Here is a 21,092-nt window from a genome sequence, read left to right on the forward strand (position 1 = left end):
CAAAGGAATCTGAAGGCAAAGGATCTGACGAGTGAATTTTCTTAGAAGGTGGATTGGAAATCAATGAAGAATAAAGTATGGGAAATCCAAGGGAGTTTTGGAATCCAAAACCTAAAAGAAACAGAACGTGATGAATCGGAATCACTTGCACCAAAGGAAGTTCTTGTTCGCCTAACAGCGACTTCACTCAACTATCGGGATTATTTAATGGTAATTGGAACCTACAACCCAAGGCAAAAACTCCCCCTTGTTCCATGTTCCGATGGTGCCGGAGTTGTGGAAGCAGTAGGATCGGAAGTCACCCTTTGGAAAAAAGGAGACCGAGTCCTTCCGATTTTTGCCCAAAAATGGTTGGATGGTGCACCCAATATGGACAAACTCCGTTCCACACTTGGTGGACCAAATGACGGTTGTTTGGCGCAATATGGAAAATTCTCGGAAGAAGGACTTGTTGCCACACCAAGCCACTTAACAGACAAAGAAGCGGCTACACTTGGTTGTGCTGGTCTCACAGCTTACAATGCAGTTGTGAACTTTGGTGGGATCGAACCTGGTAGTGATGTACTTTGCCTTGGCACGGGAGGTGTTTCTTTATTTGCCTTACAATTTGCTAAAATGATGGGAGCTCGTGTCATCATCACTTCTTCAAATGATGAAAAACTGGCGCGTGCCAAAACCTTAGGTGCCGACGAAACCATCAACTATACAACTAAATCCAATTGGGAACGAGATGTCAGAAAACATACAAAAATGGCGGGTGCCGATCTAATCATTGAAGTAGGAGGTGCTGGTACAATGCAAAAGTCCATGATGAGTGTAAAACCTTATGGAACCATTGCTCTCATTGGTGTGCTTGCAGGTGGTGAATCTAGCTTATCTCTTTACCCGATCCTCATGCAAGGTGTGAAAGTACAAGGAGTGATAGTGGGTAGCCGTGCCGATTTTGAAAAAATGAACCGCGCGATCGAACAAAATAAAATGAAACCAGTAGTGGACAAAGTGTTCGGTTGGGAAGAAGTGCCAGAAGCCTTAGAGTATCTGCAAACCGGGAAACATTTTGGAAAAGTAGTGGTGAGTTGGGAGTGAAATTGGAATCCAACTAAAAGATTCTAAACGGATCTTAGATGGATCAACTCATCTTTGAGGTTACCAAATGCAAATGGTAACCTTTCGATATTAAAAAATGATAGGCGAAATAAATTCCTTCTGGGATGAAAGTTTCGTTTTGAAATCCCAATTTTGGATAGGCAATGATACGGTCCAGATCACCAACGATTTCGTTGATGATCATAAATAGGTCTATTTTAGAATGTGGTGCATCGAGCAAACTGTAGTCAGGTGATCCAATTTGGAAGATAGGTCCAGGCCATTGTTTTTCCAATGCCAATTTGATACGTAGGGTCATCGATGGTTTTTGGAGTGCGGTGATGGTATCGAAATGTAAACCCATATTAGAAATTAATTTTTTTGTGAATTGGATATTTTCGCCCGTATGAGTCGAATGGGGTTCAATGATGACACTCTCTTTGGGTATCCCTAATTCAATTGCATGTTTCGCAAATGATTCTGCTTCTGAGTTTGGGAAAACATGTTTTGTGAAAAAATTGAGTCCACCAGAAAACAATACAAACTTTGTTTGATTTTTTTGGTACAATGAAACCGCATGTTCTGCCACTCGTAAATCGTGGCTACAAAGAACAAAAATTAAATCTGCTTTGCCAAGTCTGTCTTTTACACTTAGAAAATCCCAAATCTCTAAAGCATAACGGAAATCTTCATCAGGAATTTTCATTTTTTGGTTCCGGTATAAGCGATTCTGAAGGCAAATGCCCTACTCTTCATCACTACTTCCAACCTGGTAACCATTGGGAATTATCTTTCAAATTTTCCCAAGGAATCATTTTTGACTTCTTCGTGAGGATGGCTTCGATTGTCACTTGATCAAGCTTATCCGTTGACCCTTGATGCCAATGGACTTTGGTCACGATAAAATGTTTTTCTCTTTCCAAAACGTTTACCGAGGTCCATTTTGAGAGTAATAGTTTTTTCGGATTGATTTTATTTTGCAAAGGGGAAGGTTTCATTTTCCATTTATCAATTCAGTTGAATCCCTTGGTTGTATCTATTTTTTTTATCTTTAGCCAAACAACAATGGTCCTTGTCACCTTCGAGCAAAGTAAATGTCTTTGGATCGGCGCCTTCGATTACCTTTCCCTGATAATAAACATTTTTTAAATCCTTTGCGTAATCGGAATGCACATACCCCCATGGATTTTGTTCGTTATATTCCAAAGTTGAAAGCTGATTCGCCAAACAGGGAAATTGATCCATTTTTTCAAAATCGATAAAAAAACAATTTTGTTTATCTTTCGCATAATTTCCGAAAACTTGGAACGTACCTACGTCTTTACTGATTATCTTTCCTTGGTAGACAACCTCGGAAGGAGTGATCAGAATTGGATGCACTGTTTTTTCCAAAAATCTCACTTCTGCCATTTGATTGACGAAGGTTACCTCCGAACCCATATAATATAGATGGTGTTTATCGATCGCATAACCGTAGTCTAACTTGTTTTTTGGGAATGGGGAAAATGTTTTTGGATCAGCATCCTTTACAATGTCGACATTTAGTTTTTTCTCAAACTTAACGGTTAAATCCAAAGGTATTAAAATAATGAATACTTTAGGAGAATTGATGGTGATATCAGAAGTAATTTGATAGTAATACACAAAATTTTTATCTTTCAAATAATAATCATTTAATACAACAAAGGAATCTCTATCTACTCCTTTTAAGATCTGTTCATCGAAGTAGATATTCTGTGAATCACTTGCAAAATGTTCACTTAAAATTTGAAAATCCATTCTGGATGTAGTATCAATTTTTTTCTCTCCAAAGTATGCAAAGAAAAAATATTTTTTGTGGTATTTTGGTGATTGGGCACAGTTTCCTAAAAAAAGGAACATACAAATCAGAAGGTTAAACCTTACAATCAAATGTTTTACTGTTTTAACAGCTTGATTCGATTGTTTAAACATCAAATTGTTTTTTAACTTTGTCAATTCCATCTAAACCTACTACTTATATCTCACTTTCTATATAATACAATATTTATTTGGACAATCTTTTGAAACCCCCCACCGCGAAACGATCCAAAGTTTGTACCAGTAGGCCTTGTTTTGCATCGTCCGAACCAAATCAGAATTTTTGAATGATTGTGAATCGTTTAAAGTCCAAAAAAATGTTGCATATCTTAGATTAACGCGCGATATATGATGAATGTAGAATCGAGGTTTTAAAGATTTTGGTATTCTGATTTTAGAATTGCCATTGGAATTGTGGACCAGAATGTTCCTTTGAATTTTGTATTTTCTCTTAGTAATCCTTCTTTTTTGAAACCAGTTTTTTTATAACAGTCAATTGCAGTTACATTAAAATCGTAAACATTCAATGTAACTCGATTGAGATTTAATTTTAAAAATGTTATCTCTAATAAATTTGTGATTATTTGTCGACCGATACCTTTGCCCCTAAAGTTTTCGTTCCCAACCAAAATGCGAGAGATATGAGCTGATTCGTTTGATTGATCGATGGTTAACTGGCAGTGACCAATGAGATCTGAATTATCTGAATCGATCACTGAAAATATTTTGAATCTTTCGGGATGGGTGGAAGCATATTCTAAATCGTTTTTTAATTGATCCTTTAGAGAGTCCATTTTATATAATGGTCCTGCCCAAATGAGTAAAAATTCTTCATTTTTTGACCAAGAATAAATTTGTTCTATATCCAATTCGGAAAAGTTTCTTAATTTGATCTTCATATTAGATTCAATTTTTAACACTTGCCTGGCAGGTTGGACAACCACAAAAGTCCATCGACGAGCCGTAAGGAACTAGTTTATCGTTTGCCTAAACAAACAAGCAAAAAACCCCGATATCGCCCCGGCCAAGTTCGGTACATAACTTATGGTAAGTGCTGCAACGACGTCAATTCTTATACAAGATTTCTGAATTTACCAAACAGGGTATGATTTTCAACCAATCACTATGCTCAAAGTATACACATATTTTAGAAATTAAGAACATTCAGATGATCAAATACACGGAATGCATTTGGATTCTGAAACTACCTGATTTGATTTTTTAGGATCAAAGTACATAATGTCCAATAATTCATAGGTTTTAAACTTTTTTAAAATTTTTTCCTAAGATCTGTACGATTCTTGCATTCGTTTTTGGCATAGGAGAAGACCGCATTTGGTCTTTCAAAAATTGAAAATGCAAAGATCCATGATATTCTATCTGTTTTTGTTGGTATTGTCATTTGAAACTGTATTGATAGCGCAACCAACAGTACAAGAACCCCAAAGTCCAAACTTAACCTCGAATCCAAACCAACCTCCCCAAAACACCTCTCCCTCCGTACAAACTGCCACAGAACCGAAACAAACTCCACCACCTCCTACTTGGTCAGATGGATTCAGCGCTGGTGCCCTTGTCCGAGTTCGACCTGAAATGAAGTATAATTTTGATTTTAATCGGAATACCAATGACAATGTTGATTTCACTGGCCAAAAGATTCAGTTTTGGATCCAAAAAGAATTCACAAAAGATGTGATTGCCAAAGTGACCTTCCAAGACAGCCGCCTTTGGGGTGCTGAAAAAGGTTCATTGACTGGTTTGTCAACAGCCAACGATGGCACAAGGCAAAGCACAGATGTGAGAGAAGCCTATGTAGAAGTGAAAAACAATTTCAATTTTCCCTTCCACTTCCAAGTGGGCCGACAGATTTTGCGTTATGGTGATGAACGATTGGTTGGATCTCTTGATTGGACCAATGTGGGAAGGAGTTTTGATGGGTTACGACTGAAATGGGAAGATAAATATTTTTCTTCTCATATCTTTGTTACATCAGTGAGCGAACGCCACTCTGATATCACTGGGAACACAACCAATTTTGGTGTCAAAAATCAATACAATACATATCTCGACTGTCCTTATAATGGGACAAAAGTCTGTACAGCAAAAATTGATGCACAAAGACAAGAGTTAGGTGACTCTTATTTCACTGGATTCTACAATACACTCAAACCCTCTGATTACCTTCATATTGATTTGTATTATCTTGGTTTGCAAAAAGAATACCTTAGGGCAAACCAATCCCTTGTCCTCACAACAGGAGAAGTCGGAAATCCCAATACGAGAGCTGGCAGGTGGGACGTGCTCCATACCTATGGGATGCGGCTCACAAACAAAACCCAAGCGAATAAAAAAGCCTTACAGGCCATCGACTATTCCTTTGAATATGCAGTGCAAACGGGAACAACAGGCAGAAATGTCACTCCGAAATGGGATAGTTTCCAAACCAATGTGAATATGGTTGACCCCCTCACCAATACCACCTACCAACAAAATTTATACCGAGAAAAAGAACGATACAAAACCTATGCTTTTGGTGCTGACATTGGTTATACGATTGCAAAATTCCGAGTGGGAGCCGCGTATGATGTAGGAAGTGGCGATCCAAATCGTGCGGATGGATCGATTGCATCCTTCCAAAACTTATTCCACACTAACCATTTGTTTTATGGAATGGCCGACCAAATCAGTTGGGTGAATATGAAATCTAGATCGGTAAATCTAAGTTATGCGACTGAATCCTACGGATCATTTCGTATTGACTATTTTGCCATTGAGAAACACAAATTGCAGGATAGTTGGTATGACATTGCTGGAGTTGCGAAGTCAGGTGCGAGTACGGAATCCTTTTCCAATAACCAATATGACACAAGCCAAGTCCTTACCGAAAAAGGGGCTGGGGACAATCGACCTGTTTCCTACCTTGGCCGTTCTCTCTTCCGCGAAGTGGATGTGAAATACAATATCCCTTACAAAAACATATTATTGGAAGCAGGTTATAGTATGATCTTTGCAGGGGATGCCATCCAAAACAAAGTAAATGACCGAACCGTCAATGCGAATGTGTATACAAACCAATTTGGAAAAAACGCACAGTTTGCGTATCTGATGATGACTGCACAATTTTAGAAATAAATTGTCTTACGAATACTCGGTAGGATCCTCCCTTGTTTCGATGCAAATTGAGACAAGGGAATTTTTCGGTTGTTTCAAAAGCATCAAAACAATAATACAAGGAAACTTACTTTGGCCACCATCAAATATGATTTCAAAGAATCTTAAATTTTTTTGTGGAGCCTCGCATCTGTTAGTGGAGTGTCATTCCCATAAAGAACAACCACGCTTTACGGTCTAATGGTCGCTTGCGGATTGATCGCTCGCGCGAGCTGAATGGATTTTAATTGCTAAACTCATCCGTGGGTTCAGGTCCTTGGGATTTTTCGAGAACTGCCTGGTCAAAATTTGCATCGATCTCTTTTTGGTTCAAACATTCGGATTCGAGCTTCATTTTATCGTAAATACCAAATTTACCGATTTCGGTGGTTTGATAGGGATCTTTATTCTTATTTTCTAGCGCAAATTTGACCAGAGAGTAATCTTTATAAATCCAATAGTACAAATCATTAGCCATGCTTTTCGAAATGATGCCTGCTAGGAAAACATTTTTACCATTACGCTCGAGTGTAAGTATGCCTAAATCATCCGTAGTTACTTTAAATTCATAAAGTGTACTCGAATGAGGTCTTCTCGTCCTTAAGTAATCCTTAGATAGGAAGAACCTCACACCAGAAATTGAAGCCACCTCCAATTCCTTCTCCGAATAATCGATGCTAAATTCTATCCTTAAAAACTGAAGAAGCGATTTATATCCTTTCTTATCGTTCGAATAAGCTGCCAAACAAAGACCAGGTTCCGTGGATTGGCTTTCTAACTGTAATTGCCTGCGATCTTCAGTAGCAGATACGGTGTTGTCTTCCTTTTTGCATTCCAAAAAGGAAAAGAATTGAAGAAAAAAGAAGTAAAATACAACAATTATCCTTTTACTAATCCACATTAGTGATCCTCCGCATCCTTTCGATTAACTTATCTTTGATCGTTCCATCGCGCTATCTTTTTTCCCATTTCGCAATTTACTGAAATGTATCTGATCAATGGACTTTATCCGGTTTCACATGCTTGTATTCAATTCCCTTTTCTTTGAGAAAGGAAACGATCTTATTAAAGTCCCATTCATTAAACCGAGGAGTATTTCTTGATCTTTCATTAATTTGCAATCTTTCTTGAATCAATTTAGCTTCATATCCCGTAGGGTATAACTCCATACTCAAGTCGAAGCCATTTTTTAACAAAAACAATGTGATACCAAGATGATCTTGGGTCATTGAGTCCGATACTGCACGACCATGCCCAAAATTGACATCCGCACCTTTCTCCACGAGCATCTCTACACTCTTGAAATGACCTTTCTTCGCAGCAACGCTCAAGGCTGATTCTGGCGGATGATTTTCATCTAACAAACTCTCATCATAGATTGCCTTTGCATTGGGATCTCCACCATGATCGAGGAGTAATTTCAACGTGGCAGGACTTTGGCGAGCTGCATAAATCATAGGAGACTCAGGGTTTAAAACTGACTTAAAATTTGGATTAGCACCATGTTCTAGAAGGGGAAGTACCGCCCCTTCTCGGTCCCAAACAATTGCCAAACTTAATAATGGGATTCCAACATCATTGGGGATGTTCAAATCAACCTTTTTTTCGGAAAGCAAAGTTTGTAATTGGTTCTCATCATAAAGATAAATCGCCCTTGCAATTTCCCATTGCGGTGTATTTTGGAATTTTCGAGGATCAAAGTGCCTTATCTGTTTTTTATCAACCTCTTTGTCTAAGAGATTCGCTTCAGTTAGCTTTAAATAATAAGACTTTGTTTTTGTCCAAATACAACCAAATGTAAAGATTGGGAAGAGAACTATGAACAACAGTAATTTGGGTTTGTTAAGATTCGATTTTTGTTCCATTTCATTCCGCGTAAAGTCATTGGTCCAAGCAAAAATTCCATGACTTCCGTATGTCATTTCCCCTCAATCTGGTTCTTATTTGCAACTAGTTTATCATGTAGGAAAAATAGAGATAAGATTTTAATGTAAGCGAAACTTACCACCTAATCAATTTAGAAAACGGTTCATCACACCTTCGTTGAATGCAGGTTCCTATCCAACGGGGATTCCAATTTTTTCCCCGTATCAATGATCTTAAGTAACGTAATCACTTTTCTTTCTGCCACAATGAACTTCCGCTTGAGTTCCACGGCATCAACCGTTTTAGGATCAAACGGAAGCTCCGTTATGAAATTTTTATCAAATGAAAAGTATCCTGGTAAATAAAAGTGAATCTGGCTGTTTGTTTAGATAACCGGTGCGTTTCGGCTCTTTAGTTCCAACTCAAACATTCCAGTCATTCCTCATTGCTAACTTAACATAAATGATTCCATCATCTACCCAAACATTTCACAAAAATCATTTCTGATTCTGATCCAAGTGAAAATGTGAACTTTTTGCGAGAATTTTTTTTAGATTTTGGGAAATGAATTCACAAAACAAGTGATATATGGTAAATGGAGCCATTGGGTGGCGGGTGGAATACCCCACCCAGTCCAGATAGGGCGGGGATTTCTACGTACCAATCCACTTTCACCCTAGTCCCACATCAAGTGCCATCATGAGCACAAATCCAAACATCGCCCCAAGGGTTGACATCTCAGTTTCCTTTCCCGTATGGGATTCGGGGATGAGCTCTTCCACGACCACAAAGATCATTGCACCTGCCGCGAACGATAACGCAAAAGGCAAAATACTTTCTACATAAAACACAAGGGCCGCACCGAGAATTCCCCCAATTGGTTCCACAAACCCTGATAATTGCCCATACCAAAAACTTTTTTTGGCACTAAACCCTTCGCGTAACAAAGGGATCGAAACAGCAGCACCCTCTGGGATGTTTTGGATCCCAATCCCAAACGCAACAACCATTGCCGCCATCAACGCTTCATATGTGAATCCTTCACCTAAGGCACCAAAGGCGACACCGACCGCAAGTCCTTCGGGTAAATTGTGTAAAGTGATGGCAAGGATGAGTAACAAACTCCTTTGGAAAGAAGACTTCCCTCCTTCCAATCGGTTTTCTTCCAGTCCCACATGTAAGTGTGGCAAGAGTTTGTGGAGGGCAAACAAACAAAGTCCACCTGACAAAAACCCAATACTCACATGGAGCCAGGCAGGTTTGCCAGCGTTTTCCGAAAGTTCTATGGAAGGGAGTAAGAGTGACCAAAAACTGGCGGCGATCATGATGCCCGAAGCAAACCCAAGCATCGCATTAAACACAGGCCTTGGCACTGTGCGAAAGAAAAAAACAAATCCTGCACCAAAAGCAGTACAAAACCAAGTAAACCCAGTGGCAAGGAGTGCCAAAACCACTGGGTGGAGAGAGAGTAAATCAACAAACATTTATTTGGCGGGCATCATCCCAACAAATAAAGAACTCATTTCTTTCGAACGCCATAGCCCATCGGTATCCTTTTCGACACTCACAGGTCTGTAACTCGACGCACCCTTTGTTGCCACGAAAAGTTTGAGTTTCCCCGAGGTTTCATCTCCAGAATATGGATTGGTATATGTTTCAACAGTAAGTGGTAAACTCGGCGTATACCCGTTAGATGGTTCTGCCCCTTTCCAATACCCGTTTGGCAACATTTTGTATTTATCGAGTTGGCCAAGTAAGTAGGAATCACTCCCACCTAAATCCACTCCGTCCACTGCCGTTGGTTTATTGGACTTTTGTCTATTTTTAGAAAGGATGGATAGTACAATTGCTTTCCTTCCCAACTCAGGATTTTTTCCATACATAGACATCGCAAGAACGAGCATCGCAGCGGCACCTTCAGGTGAGTTTGCAGTAGCCAATTGGATGGTTTTGAATTCTTCAATCGATGAAGGTTCCGATGAAAAACTGACAGGTTTGCGTTCTGTCAAATTTTGTGCCACAAGTGAGACACTGAACGAGACAAGGAGAATGGATACGATTCGTTTCATGGGCGAAAATCTTACTGTGATTTGTTCCCGATGCAATCCTTTTTCTAAATTTTTTCTTTACCAAATGGAACTTCGGACTACCATTTTCGTATGAAAAAATTTTTGACTTTGGGTTTAATCCTTTTCCCACTTCTTGTCACCTCACAAACATTAAAGGATGCAAAAGAATTCCAGGCACTATCCAAAAAAATGTGTGCGAAATCATCGGAATGTATGAAAGAGAAATTAAAAGACCTCCCTCCTGAACAAAGGAAAATGTTCGAATCCCAATTTGTAAATGGAAATGTCTGTGAATCGCGATACAAACAATACATAGTGGAAGGCCAAAAACCTGCATCCAATGAAAAACCAACCAAAAAACTCACCAAACAAGACATCGAAGACATGAAACAATGTGCCAAGGAGATGGCTGCATTTTCTTGTGCTGACCTAGAAGAAGGGAAAGTACCTTCTTCTTGTGAAAAATTCCAATCCGAAGAGGAATAAAGCACCCAATTGCATTCCCAAATGGAGTGATGTTAGTTGTCATGGGAGTCTCCTCCCATTGGCAACGTTTCGATTACCATTCCGAAGGATCCCTTCCAATCTTTGGAACAGATTCGTACTCCAAAGAGCACAAGGCAAAAAAACCAACCCAATTTTTCCTAACTTTCCATCCAGTATGGGCTCACTTCGCTTAAACTTTTTTTCCCCGTGAGTTTCAAAGCCAATCGGTCCATCCCAATTGAGATCCCAGAACAGTCTGGGAATCCTTTCCCTAAGGCAGTGACAAAGTCTTCGTCAATGGGGAATACTTCTTTGCCCAATTTGGCACGTAACGTTTGTTCTGCTTCAAAACGATTTCGTTGTTCGTTTGCATCATTCAGTTCATAAAACGCATTGGCTAGTTCTAAACCGTCCCAATAGATTTCAAATCGTTTGGCAACTCCTGCCTCAATCCGTGCAAGGGCCGCACATTCCTGTGGGTAATCATACAAAAAGACAATTCCTTCACCTAATTTTGGTTCGATGCAATTTAGAAAAACCAAAAAGAACAAATCTTCATAAGGCCATCCATCCAGTTCCTTTTGTGGTGTGGCAGTTAATTTGAGTTTTATGATGGTTTGGATTAAATTTTCCCTTTCAAATCCATGCCCAAGGTGGATGAGGAATACTTCCTTCACACTGAAATGGCGAATCCAACCTGGTTTCGACAATTGGTTATGGAGTTTAGGTTCACCAACGGAAAAAATGAGTTCCCTTAAAAACTTTTCGATAAAATGACGCAATACCGCATCATCCATTCCTTCTGCATAGAGTTCTAACATCAGGAACTCTTTCGTATGAAACGAACTCCCTACTTCACCCGATCGGTAGGTATGTGCTAGTTCAAAGATACGAGATAAACCCGTCGCCATCATTTGTTTTAAACTATATTCAGGTGAAGTGATGAGATAACCCTTTTCTTTCCCCGAAGGAGAGCGCACCTCAAAAGGATCCAAATATGGTTCCATTCCCACAATGGGTTTCAGTGTGGGTGTATCGACTTCCATAAATTCATTTCGGTTTAAAATCTCTCTTACGCTTTGTAAAAGTTTGGAACGAAAAATGAGTGTATCTTTTGGTAAAACCTGCAAAACTAACCTCGATGGCAAAAAAAACAAAATACTTATCTGTAAGGGAAATCCAAAATGCTTATGAAATTGTCATCTCCTCCAAAATAGTCCATGCGGATCTGGAAGAAGAATTGGACTCAGTCATGCATATGTTATTTTTCCAAACAAGATCCCATATCCAAATGGATCTCTCCAATTTACCTTACCTTCCGATCACCCTACTCACCAAACTACTGAATATGGCACGAGACTTACGATTGAAAAAACGAGTCCTAGTGTTAAATGGACTCACCCTTGCAAGCCTCCACTACCTCAAACGATTTGGCCTCACAAAACTTGTGTTCCCAAGTGAAACCATCCTTAGGGAGTCTCATCGAGATCCCAGGGGATGATTTCCAATTGCACTCCCAATTCACCTAACAAAAGCATCGTCCGTTTATCCAAAGTGACCCCTTTTGTGAATTCGGAAGCAAATTCGACGGAGACGTAAATCGTCGAATCGAAGTTTTCCGTGAACTCTTTTAGTTCTTTGCGAACGGGACCCAGTACTTTTAGGATGTCCCAAATATGGTCTTGGGGAGAGAACTCGGGTCCTAACTTAGAATTGAGCTGCCAATGACTCGGAATTGTCATATTTTCGATGTCTTTCACATCCCCACCGTGGTAATAGTCAGGTGTAAGGCCTAGTTTTTCCGTCACTTCCAAAGGACGTAGCCTGACCCCACTGATGGCAAACATTGCCCACGATTTTAGTTCTCTTTGTGTTCCCAATTCCATTTTTTACTTTTTTTTTCTACTACAAGAACCAAATTGAGAAAGAACTCAAGGGAAAAACATGAAAAATATTTTGGTAATTGAGGACGATCCGGACATCGGAAACCTAATCCGGAAATCTCTCGATTCTGCTCACTACACCACCTCCGTTTTTGAAAATGGCGAAGATGGATTGAAATTTTATAAATCCAATCATCCTGATTTGGTGATTCTTGACCTTTCACTTCCTGACATTGATGGTATGGAAATTTGCCGTAGCATTCGTAAATCAGACGAAAGTACTCCCATTTTTATTCTTTCTGCTAGAACAGAAGAAATAGATCGCATCATGGGACTCGAGTTAGGTGCTGATGATTACATCACAAAACCGTTTTCTGTACGAGAACTTAAAACTCGTGTCGATGTGTTCTTCCGCCGTTGGGATAAAAAAATTGGAATCAAACCCAATGTGGGCCAAGCGGGTGAAATCATTCGTGGAGCCTTAAAGATAGATTCTATACGTCGCCGTGTTACGTTAAACGAAAATATCATCAACATTTCCCGTAAGGAATTTGACATTTTACAACTGCTCGCTGGTTCACCAGGAAAAGTTTTTTCTCGCGAAATGATTTTAGAATCAGTTTGGGGAGTAGAATGGGATGGTTTTGAAAGGATGATCGACAGTCACATCAAACGAATTCGTTCGAAACTGGAAAAAAATTCTGCACAACCAGAATGGATTGAAACCATTTGGGGAATTGGATACCGATTCACAGACAATTTTGAAAACATTGTCGTACCAGACTAACAAACGTTATGGAAGAAGTGAAAAAAGAAAAGTCCCTCATCGACGAAATCAAGTTGTATGAGAAAAAAGCCAAGGAAATTGAACAAAGAGCCAAGGAGAAGTATATGGAACAAGTAAGTGACATCAAACAAAAATTAGGAAAAGCCAGTGAAGAAGCCTCAATCCGTGCCAAAGAAGTGATTGATAATGTGGGAAATTATGTAAAAGAAAACCCACAAAAAGCAGCTGTGATTGGATTTGGTGTTGGACTTGGACTTGGTCTTGCCCTTGGTTGGTTTTTTAAGAAGAAATAATTGGACGAAAGACACACGAAACACCGCAAAAAAGGTGGTTTAAAAGCCACCTTCGAAGAATTCATCGCCAAACTCGTGTCTTATGCAGAAGTGATGGTCATTTATCTGCAGAAGAACATACAGTTTTATGTGCAAAAATTTGTTAAAAAATCGGTTTGGGTATTCACAGCTCTCACTCTAATTTTTTTGGGGTTATTGTACACTTCGTACGGAATTTTCCTAAGCATACAAAAATTTATCGCGGCAGGAGATCCCATCCTTTCCAGTTTTGGAACCGGAATTGGTTTTTTACTCTTTGCCGTCCTTTTTTTATCCTTTGTATTTCGTAAGTAACTAAACTATGGTGTTCAATCCCTTCCAAGACCACAACCGTTACCTCGACAAAGACCCAAAGGACATGACCTTGTCCGAATTACGGATGTTACTCAAAATCAAACGGATGGACTTGCAACTCGGTTGGAATGAATTAGAAGGCAAAATCAAATTTTGGCAACGGGTAACCCGTTCCCTTCGTGAATCGGGAATCTTAGACAAAGCCAAGGAAGGGATCCAAAGTTATTTGCAAAAGGAATCACCAAAAGAATAAGGAATCCCCTCTCCCTTGCCGATCCTATTAAAAACAAAACAGGGAACAAGATGGCATCGGAAGAAATTTTAGTATTTACCACAATTGGCGACCGCGACATGGCAGAAGAACATATCTCTGAAATGTTGGAACAAGGCATTATCGTATCAGGCACCATCTTTACAGAAGTGGAACTTGTTTACCTTTGGGAAGGGAAAATCACGGTTGATACCGAAAACAAAATCCTCCTCAAAGCAAAGGCCGACAAATACGAAGCCATCGAAGCCTATATCATGAAACACCACCCATACATGGCACCAGAGGTCATACGGATGGATGTGAGTTTTGGTAGCCCCGCCTACAAAGCGTTTGTTGCCGACAAAATCAAAAAGAATTCGTGAGTAAACAGGTTAGTAATGATTTTCATAATATTTCATTCTCCCTAATCACCAAATTGTTTTAAAACCTGTTAGCTTCATTCTGGAAATCAATCATTCCCCTTCCGTCATTTTAAAATCAGCGGCAAAAGTAACCTTGGATTTCCCTTTTAAAATTCCTAATTTCCTTTCTCCTTTTTTTTGAGGGTGCAACGGAACAATCTTTGCCACAGGCTTTTTGTTTTTCCCAAAAAGAATTTCAACCTCTTTTCCTTTTTGAACTAACTCCAATATGTTTGATAAATTACTTTTTAGTTCTCCAACAGGGTATGATTTCATAGTTTGGATTTATGATTTTCTTGACTACTTGTCAATAATTCTACATTAATTTTTAAGTTCATATATCATTGATCTACATAGGCTTTCGCAAACGGCATTCGGGCGCCTCGAAAGGATCAATCCATCGTAAAGCCAAAGGATAAATGCATATCCTGTTTTATGTTTTTTGATTCACAAGGTATTCCTGATACCAATGCCAAGAGCCATAAAATGCGATGAGAAGGAAAACCACATATTCAATGGTCACAAATGGGATTCCCTTTAAGTGGTAGAGGACAATACAAACTAGATCCACGAACACCCATAAAAACCAAGATTCTAATTTCCTTTGGGCAAGTAACAAATTGGCGAAAATGCTTGCTACAGTGGTAAAAGCATCCCAATACAAAAAGTCAGGTGGTTTTACAAATAAACTGGGGAACCAATTTGGTAGGTGTTTTGTGAATTGGCCAAGACCAAAAGTACCAATCACAAGGCATACAAACAAAATTAGATTTTTTTCTTTGCCAAGAGAAACAATTTTCGTGAAGGAACCGGTTCGTTTTCTCCAGATGACCCAACCATAAATGCTCGATCCAAAAAAATAGATCTGTAACAACATATCAGAATACAATTGGATTTGGAAAAATAAAAAGAAAAAACAAATGGAGTTAAAAATACCAATGGGCCAAGTAAGGATGTGATTTCTAGAGGCCAAATACACACAAATAAGTCCAGAAGTGGTACCTAAAAATTCAAGTAATGATAAAGGATACCCAAACAATTCAAAGATTGGATATTCTAAGGATAGGTATTGTTTCAAAAAAAAGAAATCCATCATCAATTTTTAGTCTCTATAGTGAATTCTCACCAATCATTACCAAACCAACGAAATGGTTTCGAATTTGGTTTCAAAATTGATAAAATTTGTGAATCGGGGTAACATCATTGACTTTTATATTTCAATCGATTCGAAAAAAATCTTCCTTAAACCCTTTATTTCCAAGCCATTTGCTTTGCAAAAGATTATAACCTACGATTTCGAAGTCTCTTGTTATCCACTTCCTATACTTTTTTTTGGTTCTAGAAAATGCATATGGATCAACAAAAGACATTTCCTGTTTCATAACCGCATAATCTTCATTTGTTGGAACAGTAAAGTATAAGTAATTACAATACTTTGCCATCTTTTCTAATACGGTAGGGATTTGGTTTTCAGGCAAATATTGGATAACCGAATTACAAATACCAAGTTCCACAGGTTCTTTTTCCAATTTTGGTAAAACCAGTGATTCCAGCGATTCATGATAAATGTGAAACTTATCGGATCGTTTGACCCAATCCTTTTTTTTCAATTCCTCATATGCTTCTTTGGATGCATCCACTGCAAATACTTTGACGGGAGAAAAGGCTTTCACCATTTCACGAAGTAAAATCCCCTTACCAAACCCAAAGTCTGCAATTTTATAAACTGGAATTTCCATCAGTTGGAAAAGAGACTTTAAGTATTCTGCATGTTGTTTGGCATTATAGGATCCATCAACATCAAGCCCATTCCCATAAATCTCTGACCAGTATTCCGATCCAAACTCTTTGCCATTTTTCCCAATCCCAACAGGTTTGGGTTTCAAAAATCGTTTCATTAGAATTGAACTCCTAAACTTTGGAGTTCCCGAATCATTTCTTTGATGTACTTTGGATCCTTAGTTAACTCGTCTACTTCCTTTTGGTAGGCTTTTGTGACCATTTGGTTGTCTAACTTCACTCGTTTTAAATACACATCCAAAGACTCTTTTGTGATTTTACTCGAAGGGAAATCTGCCATCAGCGGGTGAGAAAAAAATCTTTGTCGAATGGAATCTTCTAATTCCCTAATTTTGGATTTGATGATCCCAACAAACCGTTTGATCGAACTATCATGGAAAGAAACATTCGTTTGTTGGTTGGGGATAAGTTCATCCACTTGCAATTTAATTTCTAAAATTTCGGCAATGTTTAAGTTGTCTCTGGCTCCTGAAAGTTTTGTCATCAGTTTTGCTTTTTTCTCTCGTAAGATTGGATCTTGTTCTTTGTCAGGGTGGATGAGTTTCGCTAAATTTTTGAATAATGTATTGATATCAGTACCCAACAACCGCTCTGCTTCTAGTTGTTTTTTTTCTTTTTCCATTTGGGCTTTTGATTTTCGTTTGTCTTTGGATCCCGATTGGGACTTTCTAAAGTACTCAGCCCGGTATTCTTCATACTTTTCACGAAAATCTCTGTATTTTTCTTCGTGAGACTCTCTCTCTTCCTCCGAATCAAATTGTGTGCGATTGAAATCATCCAAATCTATATCCACACCAAATGTTTGTTTGATGCGAGATTCCATTTGATTTTTATACCGAATTCTTTCCATTTTCTCAAACTTGGTTTCTAACTGATCACGAAATGGATTATAAAATTCAGGATCTTCTGTCAAATTGTCGTTACAAATATCCAATAAATACCTTCGCAAAAACTCTCTTTGCATTTTACCAAAGGATAGTTTTTCTTCTAGTAATATGGAACACATGAGTTCAAATCGTTCCCGTTCTAATTGTTTTTGTTTGTTCAATTCGGGTAAAACTACATTAAGATACGTTTCATTCACCAATTGGAATAATGGCTCAATCTCTTTGGATCGATCCAACGTTTCTTTGTGTTTACGCAAAGCATCGTTGAATTCTTTTTGAGCTTTGGTTTGGTTGGAAGATTCTCCTGACCAAACCAATTCTTCTTCATAGGAAGTTTTTTCAACTGAGGTTTTCGTTTGATTAGAATTCGTTTTTTTTATCGTAGATTTTGGTTTTGAAGATGAATTTCTTTTTGGTTTAGAAGTTGGCATGAAAAGGAGTGACTTGCCAGAAAAACTCTGGCAAGTGTTTCATCGAATTTTTAGTTACGCTTTCATCAAGTTCAAGGCAGCACCTGCTTTGAACCATTCGATTTGTTGCGCATTGTAAGTATGGTTCACTTGGATCTCGTCTTTTTTCCCATCTTTGTGATTGAGAACGAGTGTGAGTGCCTTACCTTCTTGGAAACTTGTTAAACCATTGATGTCGATTGAATCGTCTTCTTGGATTTTATCGTAATCATCTTTGTTTGCAAAGGTCAATGCAAGCATCCCTTGTTTTTTCAAGTTTGTCTCGTGGATCCGAGCAAATGATTTTACAAGGACAGCTCTCACTCCCAAATGCCTTGGTTCCATGGCTGCATGTTCTCTTGAAGAACCTTCTCCATAGTTTTCATCACCTACCACAATGGACCCAATGCCTTGTGCTTTGTAAGCTCTTTGGGTTTGTGGAACAGGTTCATAATTCCCAGTGATTTGGTTTTTCACTTCATTGGTTTTGCCATTGAAAAAGTTGGTCGCACCAATGAGAAGGTTATTGGAGATATTGTCCAAATGGCCACGAAATTTTAACCAAGGACCTGCCATTGAAATATGGTCGGTTGTACATTTTCCTTTGGCTTTGATGAGAAGTTTTAACCCTTTGAGGTCTGTTCCTTCCCAAGGTTTGAATGGTGCTAAAAGTTGGAGCCTTGTCGAACTTGGATCCACAATCACTTGGACACCAGATCCGTCTGCTGCAGGAGCAACATACCCAGCATCTTCAACTGCAAATCCTTTCATGGGAAGTTCTTCTCCAGTAGGTGGGTCAAGTTTTACCTGTTCCCCTTTTTCGTTGGTGAGAGTGTCAGTGAGAGGATTGAATCCTAAATCACCTGCAATGGCAAGCGCTGTTGTGATCTCAGGAGATGCAACAAAGGCATACGTGTTTGGGTTACCATCTTGGCGCGCTTGGAAGTTACGATTGAAGGAGTGAACAATAGTGTTTTTTTCCTTTTTCTCTGCACCTACGCGTGACCACATCCCAATACAAGGACCACAAGCATTCGAAAATACTTTTGCTCCAATTTGGTTGAAGGTATCAATGAATCCATCTCTTTGGATTGTGTATCGAACGAGTTCCGATCCTGGTGTGATGGTAAATTCTGCTTTGGTTTTAAGCCCTTTGGAAGCAACTTGTTTGGCAAGTGATGCGGCACGAGAGATGTCTTCGTAAGAAGAGTTCGTACAAGATCCAATGAGACCCACTTCTACTTTGAGAGGCCAACCATTTTTTGCAGCTTCCTCTTTCATTTTTGAAATCGGAGTGGCAAGGTCTGGTGTGAACGGTCCATTTACGTATGGTTCCAGAGTGTCGAGATCAATTTCGATCACTTGGTCAAAGTATTTTGCTGGGTCCGCATAAACTTCTGGGTCTGCCGTTAAATGAGCTTTGTATTTGTTGGCAAGGTCTGCCACATCACTTCTGTTAGTGGATCTTAAGTAACGCTCCATAGAAGCATCATATCCAAATGTAGAAGTGGTAGCTCCGATTTCGGCACCCATGTTACAAATTGTACCTTTTCCAGTACAAGAAAGTGCCTCAGCCCCTGGTCCAAAGTATTCTACAATGGCTCCCGTTCCACCTTTCACAGTGAGAATCCCTGCTACCTTTAAAATCACATCTTTTGCTGATGTCCAACCATTGAGTTTACCTGTGAGTTTGACACCGATGGCTTTTGGCCATTTGAGTTCCCAAGGGAGACCCGCCATCACATCACAAGCATCAGCTCCACCGACGCCGATGGCAACCATCCCAAGTCCACCAGCATTCACTGTATGGGAGTCGGTTCCAATCATCATCCCACCCGGGAATGCATAGTTTTCTAAAACCACTTGGTGGATGATACCAGCACCTGGTTTCCAGAACCCAATTCCATATTTATTGGAAACGGAAGATAAAAAATCATAAACTTCTTTGTTTTCAGTGACCGCAATGCCAAGGTCTTTTCCTGATTCTTCTTTTGCTGTGATCAAGTGGTCACAGTGAACTGTGGAAGGTACTGCCACTTTTTTTCGGCCTGCTTGCATGAATTGCAAAAGTGCCATTTGTGCCGTTGCATCTTGCATCGCCACTCGGTCTGGTGCAAAGTCAACATAATCAGCACCACGTCCAAAACTTTTGGATGGATTTCCGTCCCAAAGGTGGTTGTATAAAATCTTTTCTGTGAGAGTGAGGGGTCGACCCACAATCTTCCTGGCTTGTGCGATGGCCGCTTCCATTTTGGAATAACGAGCCGCAATCATTTCTATATCAAATGCCATCTGAACCTCTTATACCTATCAGACCGTAGGAAAAAAGGGAATCAATCGAAAATTAAACTACAAAAGCTAAAATCATTAAATTTGGTTCTTTTGGCGAAGCAGAAAGGGATTATCCGTCAATGCGGACATAAACTTCATCGGCTTTTAAGATAAGACCTGTTTTGATTTCGATGAGTCGTGTATTGACAAAAACACCATCTTGGTAAGGTGTTACAATTCCTGTAATGATGACATCTAATTTCAAAACCTCACCTATTTTCCGCAAGGTGGCAGTGTCTGTTGGTGAATCCAAACTAAGTCCCGCTTCTTTTAATACCTTTTGATTGGCCAATCGATCGAGTACAAGGTAACGATCTTTTTTGACAAGTTCGGTCGTGAGTTTTTCGGCAAGGATTTCACCATAGGGACTTTTTTTACCCTCATTGTCTAGGAATGTGAGAACTACCAAACGCTCAGGATGGAAATACAATCCCCTTTCCGACAAGGAAACGGCTAATTGTTCTAATGGAGGTGTCGGTGGTTTTTTAGGTTTGGATTCCCTTTCCTCGCCCAAGTAACAAGCGCTAAAGATTCCTATCAATAATAAGGTAAAGACTCTAAAAAGCAAGTTCCATCCCAAGCGAAGTAACATATTCATAAAACGATTTTCCATTAAATGTATTCCCTACCATATATCCACCAGGGACTCCATACAGTACACCGTCTTTATAAAATTGGTTCTGGAAATTGAGAAAAAAAGTAGTTTTTTGATTCCCTGGATGTTTCCCACGAAAGGATGCCGAAAAAGTTTCGGGAGACCTACCGTTTTGGTCCCGTACCCGTAGCAAAGGGTCATTAAATACGTTAAATATTTGATTCCCTAAGTACAATGAATAATTCTTAGATGAACCTAAATAAACGATAAATCCAAGGGATGCTATGTCTTGTGTTGGCACAAATCCAATCTGGCCATTGGAAGCACTTGGCCTCTGGTTTACATAATTGTATTTCACATTGAGTTGGATTTTGTCACTGCCGAAAAAAAAAGAAAACTTCCCACCTTCGGCTCCATAAGATGATACTGGATTCTCTGATTTTACATTATAAACAGAAGTTTGTACCTTCAAAAACGAAGTCGCAGAAAAGGTTCCTTGGTATTCGTAGAGTTGTTTTGGATCATATAACGTACGTTTATTGGATTCCATCTGTCTAAAAATCATT

Annotated in this window: 26 protein-coding genes; 9 read left to right on the top strand and 17 right to left on the bottom strand. The window is 39.2% G+C overall.

The genetic code is table 11. The features are described 5' to 3' along the window. Positions 1-63: 63 nt before the first annotated feature. Positions 64-1,086 (top strand): zinc-dependent alcohol dehydrogenase family protein, encoded by a 1,023-nt coding sequence (locus LEP1GSC202_RS18255; protein ID WP_015679264.1) that lies wholly within the window; start codon positions 64-66, stop codon positions 1,084-1,086. A 43-nt stretch (positions 1,087-1,129) separates the two neighbouring features. Here the strand turns inward: LEP1GSC202_RS18255 and LEP1GSC202_RS18260 are convergent, their stop codons facing one another. The 4 genes from LEP1GSC202_RS18260 to LEP1GSC202_RS18275 all read right to left on the bottom strand — a co-directional run bounded on the left by LEP1GSC202_RS18260 (position 1,130) and on the right by LEP1GSC202_RS18275 (position 3,824). Next, a complete protein-coding gene (locus LEP1GSC202_RS18260; RefSeq protein WP_015679372.1) occupies positions 1,130-1,792 on the bottom strand; it encodes a YdcF family protein in 663 nt (220 codons plus the stop codon). 52 nt (positions 1,793-1,844) lie between these two features. Next, positions 1,845-2,084 (bottom strand): TIGR02450 family Trp-rich protein, encoded by a 240-nt coding sequence (locus tag LEP1GSC202_RS18265; RefSeq protein ID WP_015679443.1) that lies wholly within the window; start codon positions 2,082-2,084, stop codon positions 1,845-1,847. Positions 2,085-2,094: 10 nt separating this feature from the next. Continuing rightward, complete coding sequence (locus LEP1GSC202_RS18270) at positions 2,095-3,069, bottom strand: DKNYY domain-containing protein (RefSeq protein ID WP_015679242.1); 975 nt, start codon at positions 3,067-3,069, stop codon at positions 2,095-2,097. 227 nt (positions 3,070-3,296) lie between these two features. Next, the gene (locus tag LEP1GSC202_RS18275) at positions 3,297-3,824 is read right to left on the bottom strand and encodes a GNAT family N-acetyltransferase (RefSeq protein WP_039929522.1); all 528 of its coding nucleotides are present in this window, start codon (positions 3,822-3,824) and stop codon (positions 3,297-3,299) included. Between the two features lie 457 nt (positions 3,825-4,281). On the opposite strand from LEP1GSC202_RS18275, the gene LEP1GSC202_RS18280 reads away from it, so the two are divergent. Next, a complete protein-coding gene (locus LEP1GSC202_RS18280; RefSeq protein ID WP_039929525.1) occupies positions 4,282-6,051 on the top strand; it encodes an alginate export family protein in 1,770 nt (589 codons plus the stop codon). A gap of 268 nt (positions 6,052-6,319) precedes the next feature. Here the strand turns inward: LEP1GSC202_RS18280 and LEP1GSC202_RS18285 are convergent, their stop codons facing one another. The 4 genes from LEP1GSC202_RS18285 to LEP1GSC202_RS18300 all read right to left on the bottom strand — a co-directional run bounded on the left by LEP1GSC202_RS18285 (position 6,320) and on the right by LEP1GSC202_RS18300 (position 10,010). After that, entirely contained in the window at positions 6,320-6,820 is a 501-nt protein-coding gene (locus LEP1GSC202_RS18285) for a hypothetical protein (protein ID WP_156825431.1), read from the bottom strand. A 250-nt stretch (positions 6,821-7,070) separates the two neighbouring features. Further along, positions 7,071-7,691 carry an ankyrin repeat domain-containing protein gene (locus tag LEP1GSC202_RS18290; RefSeq protein WP_244147776.1) on the bottom strand — a complete coding sequence of 207 codons (621 nt, stop codon included), beginning with the start codon at positions 7,689-7,691 and terminating at the stop codon, positions 7,071-7,073. A gap of 921 nt (positions 7,692-8,612) precedes the next feature. After that, entirely contained in the window at positions 8,613-9,425 is an 813-nt protein-coding gene (locus LEP1GSC202_RS18295) for a ZIP family metal transporter (protein ID WP_015679266.1), read from the bottom strand. After that, positions 9,426-10,010 carry a DUF6935 domain-containing protein gene (locus tag LEP1GSC202_RS18300; RefSeq protein ID WP_039929526.1) on the bottom strand — a complete coding sequence of 195 codons (585 nt, stop codon included), beginning with the start codon at positions 10,008-10,010 and terminating at the stop codon, positions 9,426-9,428. It abuts the gene before it with no gap. A gap of 90 nt (positions 10,011-10,100) precedes the next feature. Here LEP1GSC202_RS18300 and LEP1GSC202_RS18305 point away from each other — a divergent pair, with 90 nt between their 5' ends. Continuing rightward, positions 10,101-10,496: an LA_2478/LA_2722/LA_4182 family protein gene (locus LEP1GSC202_RS18305; protein WP_015679239.1), complete on the top strand. Its 396-nt coding sequence runs from the start codon at positions 10,101-10,103 to the stop codon at positions 10,494-10,496. Between the two features lie 158 nt (positions 10,497-10,654). Here the strand turns inward: LEP1GSC202_RS18305 and LEP1GSC202_RS18310 are convergent, their stop codons facing one another. Next, positions 10,655-11,626: an amino acid--tRNA ligase-related protein gene (locus LEP1GSC202_RS18310; protein ID WP_015679434.1), complete on the bottom strand. Its 972-nt coding sequence runs from the start codon at positions 11,624-11,626 to the stop codon at positions 10,655-10,657. Between the two features lie 11 nt (positions 11,627-11,637). On the opposite strand from LEP1GSC202_RS18310, the gene LEP1GSC202_RS18315 reads away from it, so the two are divergent. Then, on the top strand, positions 11,638-11,997 hold the full coding sequence (locus tag LEP1GSC202_RS18315; protein WP_039929529.1) for a hypothetical protein: 360 nt from the start codon (positions 11,638-11,640) through the stop codon (positions 11,995-11,997). Here the strand turns inward: LEP1GSC202_RS18315 and LEP1GSC202_RS18320 are convergent. Further along, positions 11,966-12,382, bottom strand: coding sequence for a DUF4279 domain-containing protein (locus LEP1GSC202_RS18320; protein WP_015679428.1), 417 nt, complete (start codon positions 12,380-12,382; stop codon positions 11,966-11,968). The two genes, LEP1GSC202_RS18315 and LEP1GSC202_RS18320, sit on opposite strands and share 32 nt — an antisense overlap. A gap of 58 nt (positions 12,383-12,440) precedes the next feature. Between LEP1GSC202_RS18320 and LEP1GSC202_RS18325 the strand changes: the two genes are divergently transcribed. The 5 genes from LEP1GSC202_RS18325 to cutA are packed head-to-tail and all read left to right on the top strand — an operon-like array spanning position 12,441 to position 14,425. Beyond that, positions 12,441-13,166 carry a response regulator transcription factor gene (locus tag LEP1GSC202_RS18325; protein ID WP_012476707.1) on the top strand — a complete coding sequence of 242 codons (726 nt, stop codon included), beginning with the start codon at positions 12,441-12,443 and terminating at the stop codon, positions 13,164-13,166. An 8-nt stretch (positions 13,167-13,174) separates the two neighbouring features. After that, the gene (locus tag LEP1GSC202_RS18330; RefSeq protein WP_015679463.1) at positions 13,175-13,459 is read left to right on the top strand and encodes a DUF883 family protein; all 285 of its coding nucleotides are present in this window, start codon (positions 13,175-13,177) and stop codon (positions 13,457-13,459) included. Beyond that, on the top strand, positions 13,460-13,792 hold the full coding sequence (locus tag LEP1GSC202_RS18335) for an LBF_4227 family protein (protein WP_015679344.1): 333 nt from the start codon (positions 13,460-13,462) through the stop codon (positions 13,790-13,792). Positions 13,793-13,799: 7 nt separating this feature from the next. After that, positions 13,800-14,045: a hypothetical protein gene (locus tag LEP1GSC202_RS18340; RefSeq protein WP_015679383.1), complete on the top strand. Its 246-nt coding sequence runs from the start codon at positions 13,800-13,802 to the stop codon at positions 14,043-14,045. A 50-nt stretch (positions 14,046-14,095) separates the two neighbouring features. Further along, complete coding sequence (gene cutA / locus LEP1GSC202_RS18345; RefSeq protein WP_015679452.1) at positions 14,096-14,425, top strand: divalent-cation tolerance protein CutA; 330 nt, start codon at positions 14,096-14,098, stop codon at positions 14,423-14,425. A gap of 90 nt (positions 14,426-14,515) precedes the next feature. Here the strand turns inward: cutA and LEP1GSC202_RS18350 are convergent, their stop codons facing one another. The 7 genes from LEP1GSC202_RS18350 to LEP1GSC202_RS20310 form a co-directional block, all read right to left on the bottom strand. Beyond that, positions 14,516-14,740 (bottom strand): type II toxin-antitoxin system Phd/YefM family antitoxin, encoded by a 225-nt coding sequence (locus tag LEP1GSC202_RS18350; RefSeq protein WP_015679232.1) that lies wholly within the window; start codon positions 14,738-14,740, stop codon positions 14,516-14,518. Positions 14,741-14,897: 157 nt separating this feature from the next. Further along, positions 14,898-15,560 (bottom strand): nicotinamide riboside transporter PnuC, encoded by a 663-nt coding sequence (gene pnuC / locus LEP1GSC202_RS18355; RefSeq protein ID WP_039929533.1) that lies wholly within the window; start codon positions 15,558-15,560, stop codon positions 14,898-14,900. Positions 15,561-15,681: 121 nt separating this feature from the next. Continuing rightward, positions 15,682-16,362 carry a class I SAM-dependent methyltransferase gene (locus LEP1GSC202_RS18360; protein WP_015679329.1) on the bottom strand — a complete coding sequence of 227 codons (681 nt, stop codon included), beginning with the start codon at positions 16,360-16,362 and terminating at the stop codon, positions 15,682-15,684. Beyond that, positions 16,362-17,582, bottom strand: coding sequence for a hypothetical protein (locus tag LEP1GSC202_RS18365; RefSeq protein ID WP_015679411.1), 1,221 nt, complete (start codon positions 17,580-17,582; stop codon positions 16,362-16,364). Before LEP1GSC202_RS18365 ends, LEP1GSC202_RS18360 begins: the two co-directional genes overlap by 1 nt. Before the next feature lie 54 nt (positions 17,583-17,636). Continuing rightward, positions 17,637-19,892 carry an aconitate hydratase gene (locus tag LEP1GSC202_RS18370; RefSeq protein WP_015679396.1) on the bottom strand — a complete coding sequence of 752 codons (2,256 nt, stop codon included), beginning with the start codon at positions 19,890-19,892 and terminating at the stop codon, positions 17,637-17,639. 109 nt (positions 19,893-20,001) lie between these two features. Then, positions 20,002-20,529, bottom strand: coding sequence for a FlgO family outer membrane protein (locus LEP1GSC202_RS18375; RefSeq protein ID WP_039929536.1), 528 nt, complete (start codon positions 20,527-20,529; stop codon positions 20,002-20,004). Continuing rightward, positions 20,489-21,091: a hypothetical protein gene (locus LEP1GSC202_RS20310; protein ID WP_244147777.1), complete on the bottom strand. Its 603-nt coding sequence runs from the start codon at positions 21,089-21,091 to the stop codon at positions 20,489-20,491. Before LEP1GSC202_RS20310 ends, LEP1GSC202_RS18375 begins: the two co-directional genes overlap by 41 nt. Between the last annotated feature and the right edge of the window lies 1 nt (position 21,092).

The organism is Leptospira yanagawae serovar Saopaulo str. Sao Paulo = ATCC 700523, from assembly GCF_000332475.2.
Taxonomy (GTDB): domain Bacteria; phylum Spirochaetota; class Leptospiria; order Leptospirales; family Leptospiraceae; genus Leptospira_A; species Leptospira_A yanagawae.

Coding starts and splice junctions, on each gene's coding strand:
- LEP1GSC202_RS18255 (WP_015679264.1), top strand. CDS start 64: ATGAAGAATAAAGTATGGGAAATCCAAGGGAGTTTTGGAATCCAAAAC.
- LEP1GSC202_RS18260 (WP_015679372.1), bottom strand. CDS start 1,792: ATGAAAATTCCTGATGAAGATTTCCGTTATGCTTTAGAGATTTGGGAT.
- LEP1GSC202_RS18265 (WP_015679443.1), bottom strand. CDS start 2,084: ATGAAACCTTCCCCTTTGCAAAATAAAATCAATCCGAAAAAACTATTA.
- LEP1GSC202_RS18270 (WP_015679242.1), bottom strand. CDS start 3,069: ATGGAATTGACAAAGTTAAAAAACAATTTGATGTTTAAACAATCGAAT.
- LEP1GSC202_RS18275 (WP_039929522.1), bottom strand. CDS start 3,824: ATGAAGATCAAATTAAGAAACTTTTCCGAATTGGATATAGAACAAATT.
- LEP1GSC202_RS18280 (WP_039929525.1), top strand. CDS start 4,282: ATGCAAAGATCCATGATATTCTATCTGTTTTTGTTGGTATTGTCATTT.
- LEP1GSC202_RS18295 (WP_015679266.1), bottom strand. CDS start 9,425: ATGTTTGTTGATTTACTCTCTCTCCACCCAGTGGTTTTGGCACTCCTT.
- LEP1GSC202_RS18300 (WP_039929526.1), bottom strand. CDS start 10,010: ATGAAACGAATCGTATCCATTCTCCTTGTCTCGTTCAGTGTCTCACTT.
- LEP1GSC202_RS18305 (WP_015679239.1), top strand. CDS start 10,101: ATGAAAAAATTTTTGACTTTGGGTTTAATCCTTTTCCCACTTCTTGTC.
- LEP1GSC202_RS18315 (WP_039929529.1), top strand. CDS start 11,638: ATGGCAAAAAAAACAAAATACTTATCTGTAAGGGAAATCCAAAATGCT.
- LEP1GSC202_RS18320 (WP_015679428.1), bottom strand. CDS start 12,382: ATGGAATTGGGAACACAAAGAGAACTAAAATCGTGGGCAATGTTTGCC.
- LEP1GSC202_RS18325 (WP_012476707.1), top strand. CDS start 12,441: ATGAAAAATATTTTGGTAATTGAGGACGATCCGGACATCGGAAACCTA.
- LEP1GSC202_RS18330 (WP_015679463.1), top strand. CDS start 13,175: ATGGAAGAAGTGAAAAAAGAAAAGTCCCTCATCGACGAAATCAAGTTG.
- LEP1GSC202_RS18340 (WP_015679383.1), top strand. CDS start 13,800: ATGGTGTTCAATCCCTTCCAAGACCACAACCGTTACCTCGACAAAGAC.
- cutA (WP_015679452.1), top strand. CDS start 14,096: ATGGCATCGGAAGAAATTTTAGTATTTACCACAATTGGCGACCGCGAC.
- LEP1GSC202_RS18350 (WP_015679232.1), bottom strand. CDS start 14,740: ATGAAATCATACCCTGTTGGAGAACTAAAAAGTAATTTATCAAACATA.
- pnuC (WP_039929533.1), bottom strand. CDS start 15,560: ATGATGGATTTCTTTTTTTTGAAACAATACCTATCCTTAGAATATCCA.
- LEP1GSC202_RS18360 (WP_015679329.1), bottom strand. CDS start 16,362: ATGAAACGATTTTTGAAACCCAAACCTGTTGGGATTGGGAAAAATGGC.
- LEP1GSC202_RS18365 (WP_015679411.1), bottom strand. CDS start 17,582: ATGCCAACTTCTAAACCAAAAAGAAATTCATCTTCAAAACCAAAATCT.
- LEP1GSC202_RS18370 (WP_015679396.1), bottom strand. CDS start 19,892: ATGGCATTTGATATAGAAATGATTGCGGCTCGTTATTCCAAAATGGAA.
- LEP1GSC202_RS18375 (WP_039929536.1), bottom strand. CDS start 20,529: ATGAATATGTTACTTCGCTTGGGATGGAACTTGCTTTTTAGAGTCTTT.
- LEP1GSC202_RS20310 (WP_244147777.1), bottom strand. CDS start 21,091: ATGATTTTTAGACAGATGGAATCCAATAAACGTACGTTATATGATCCA.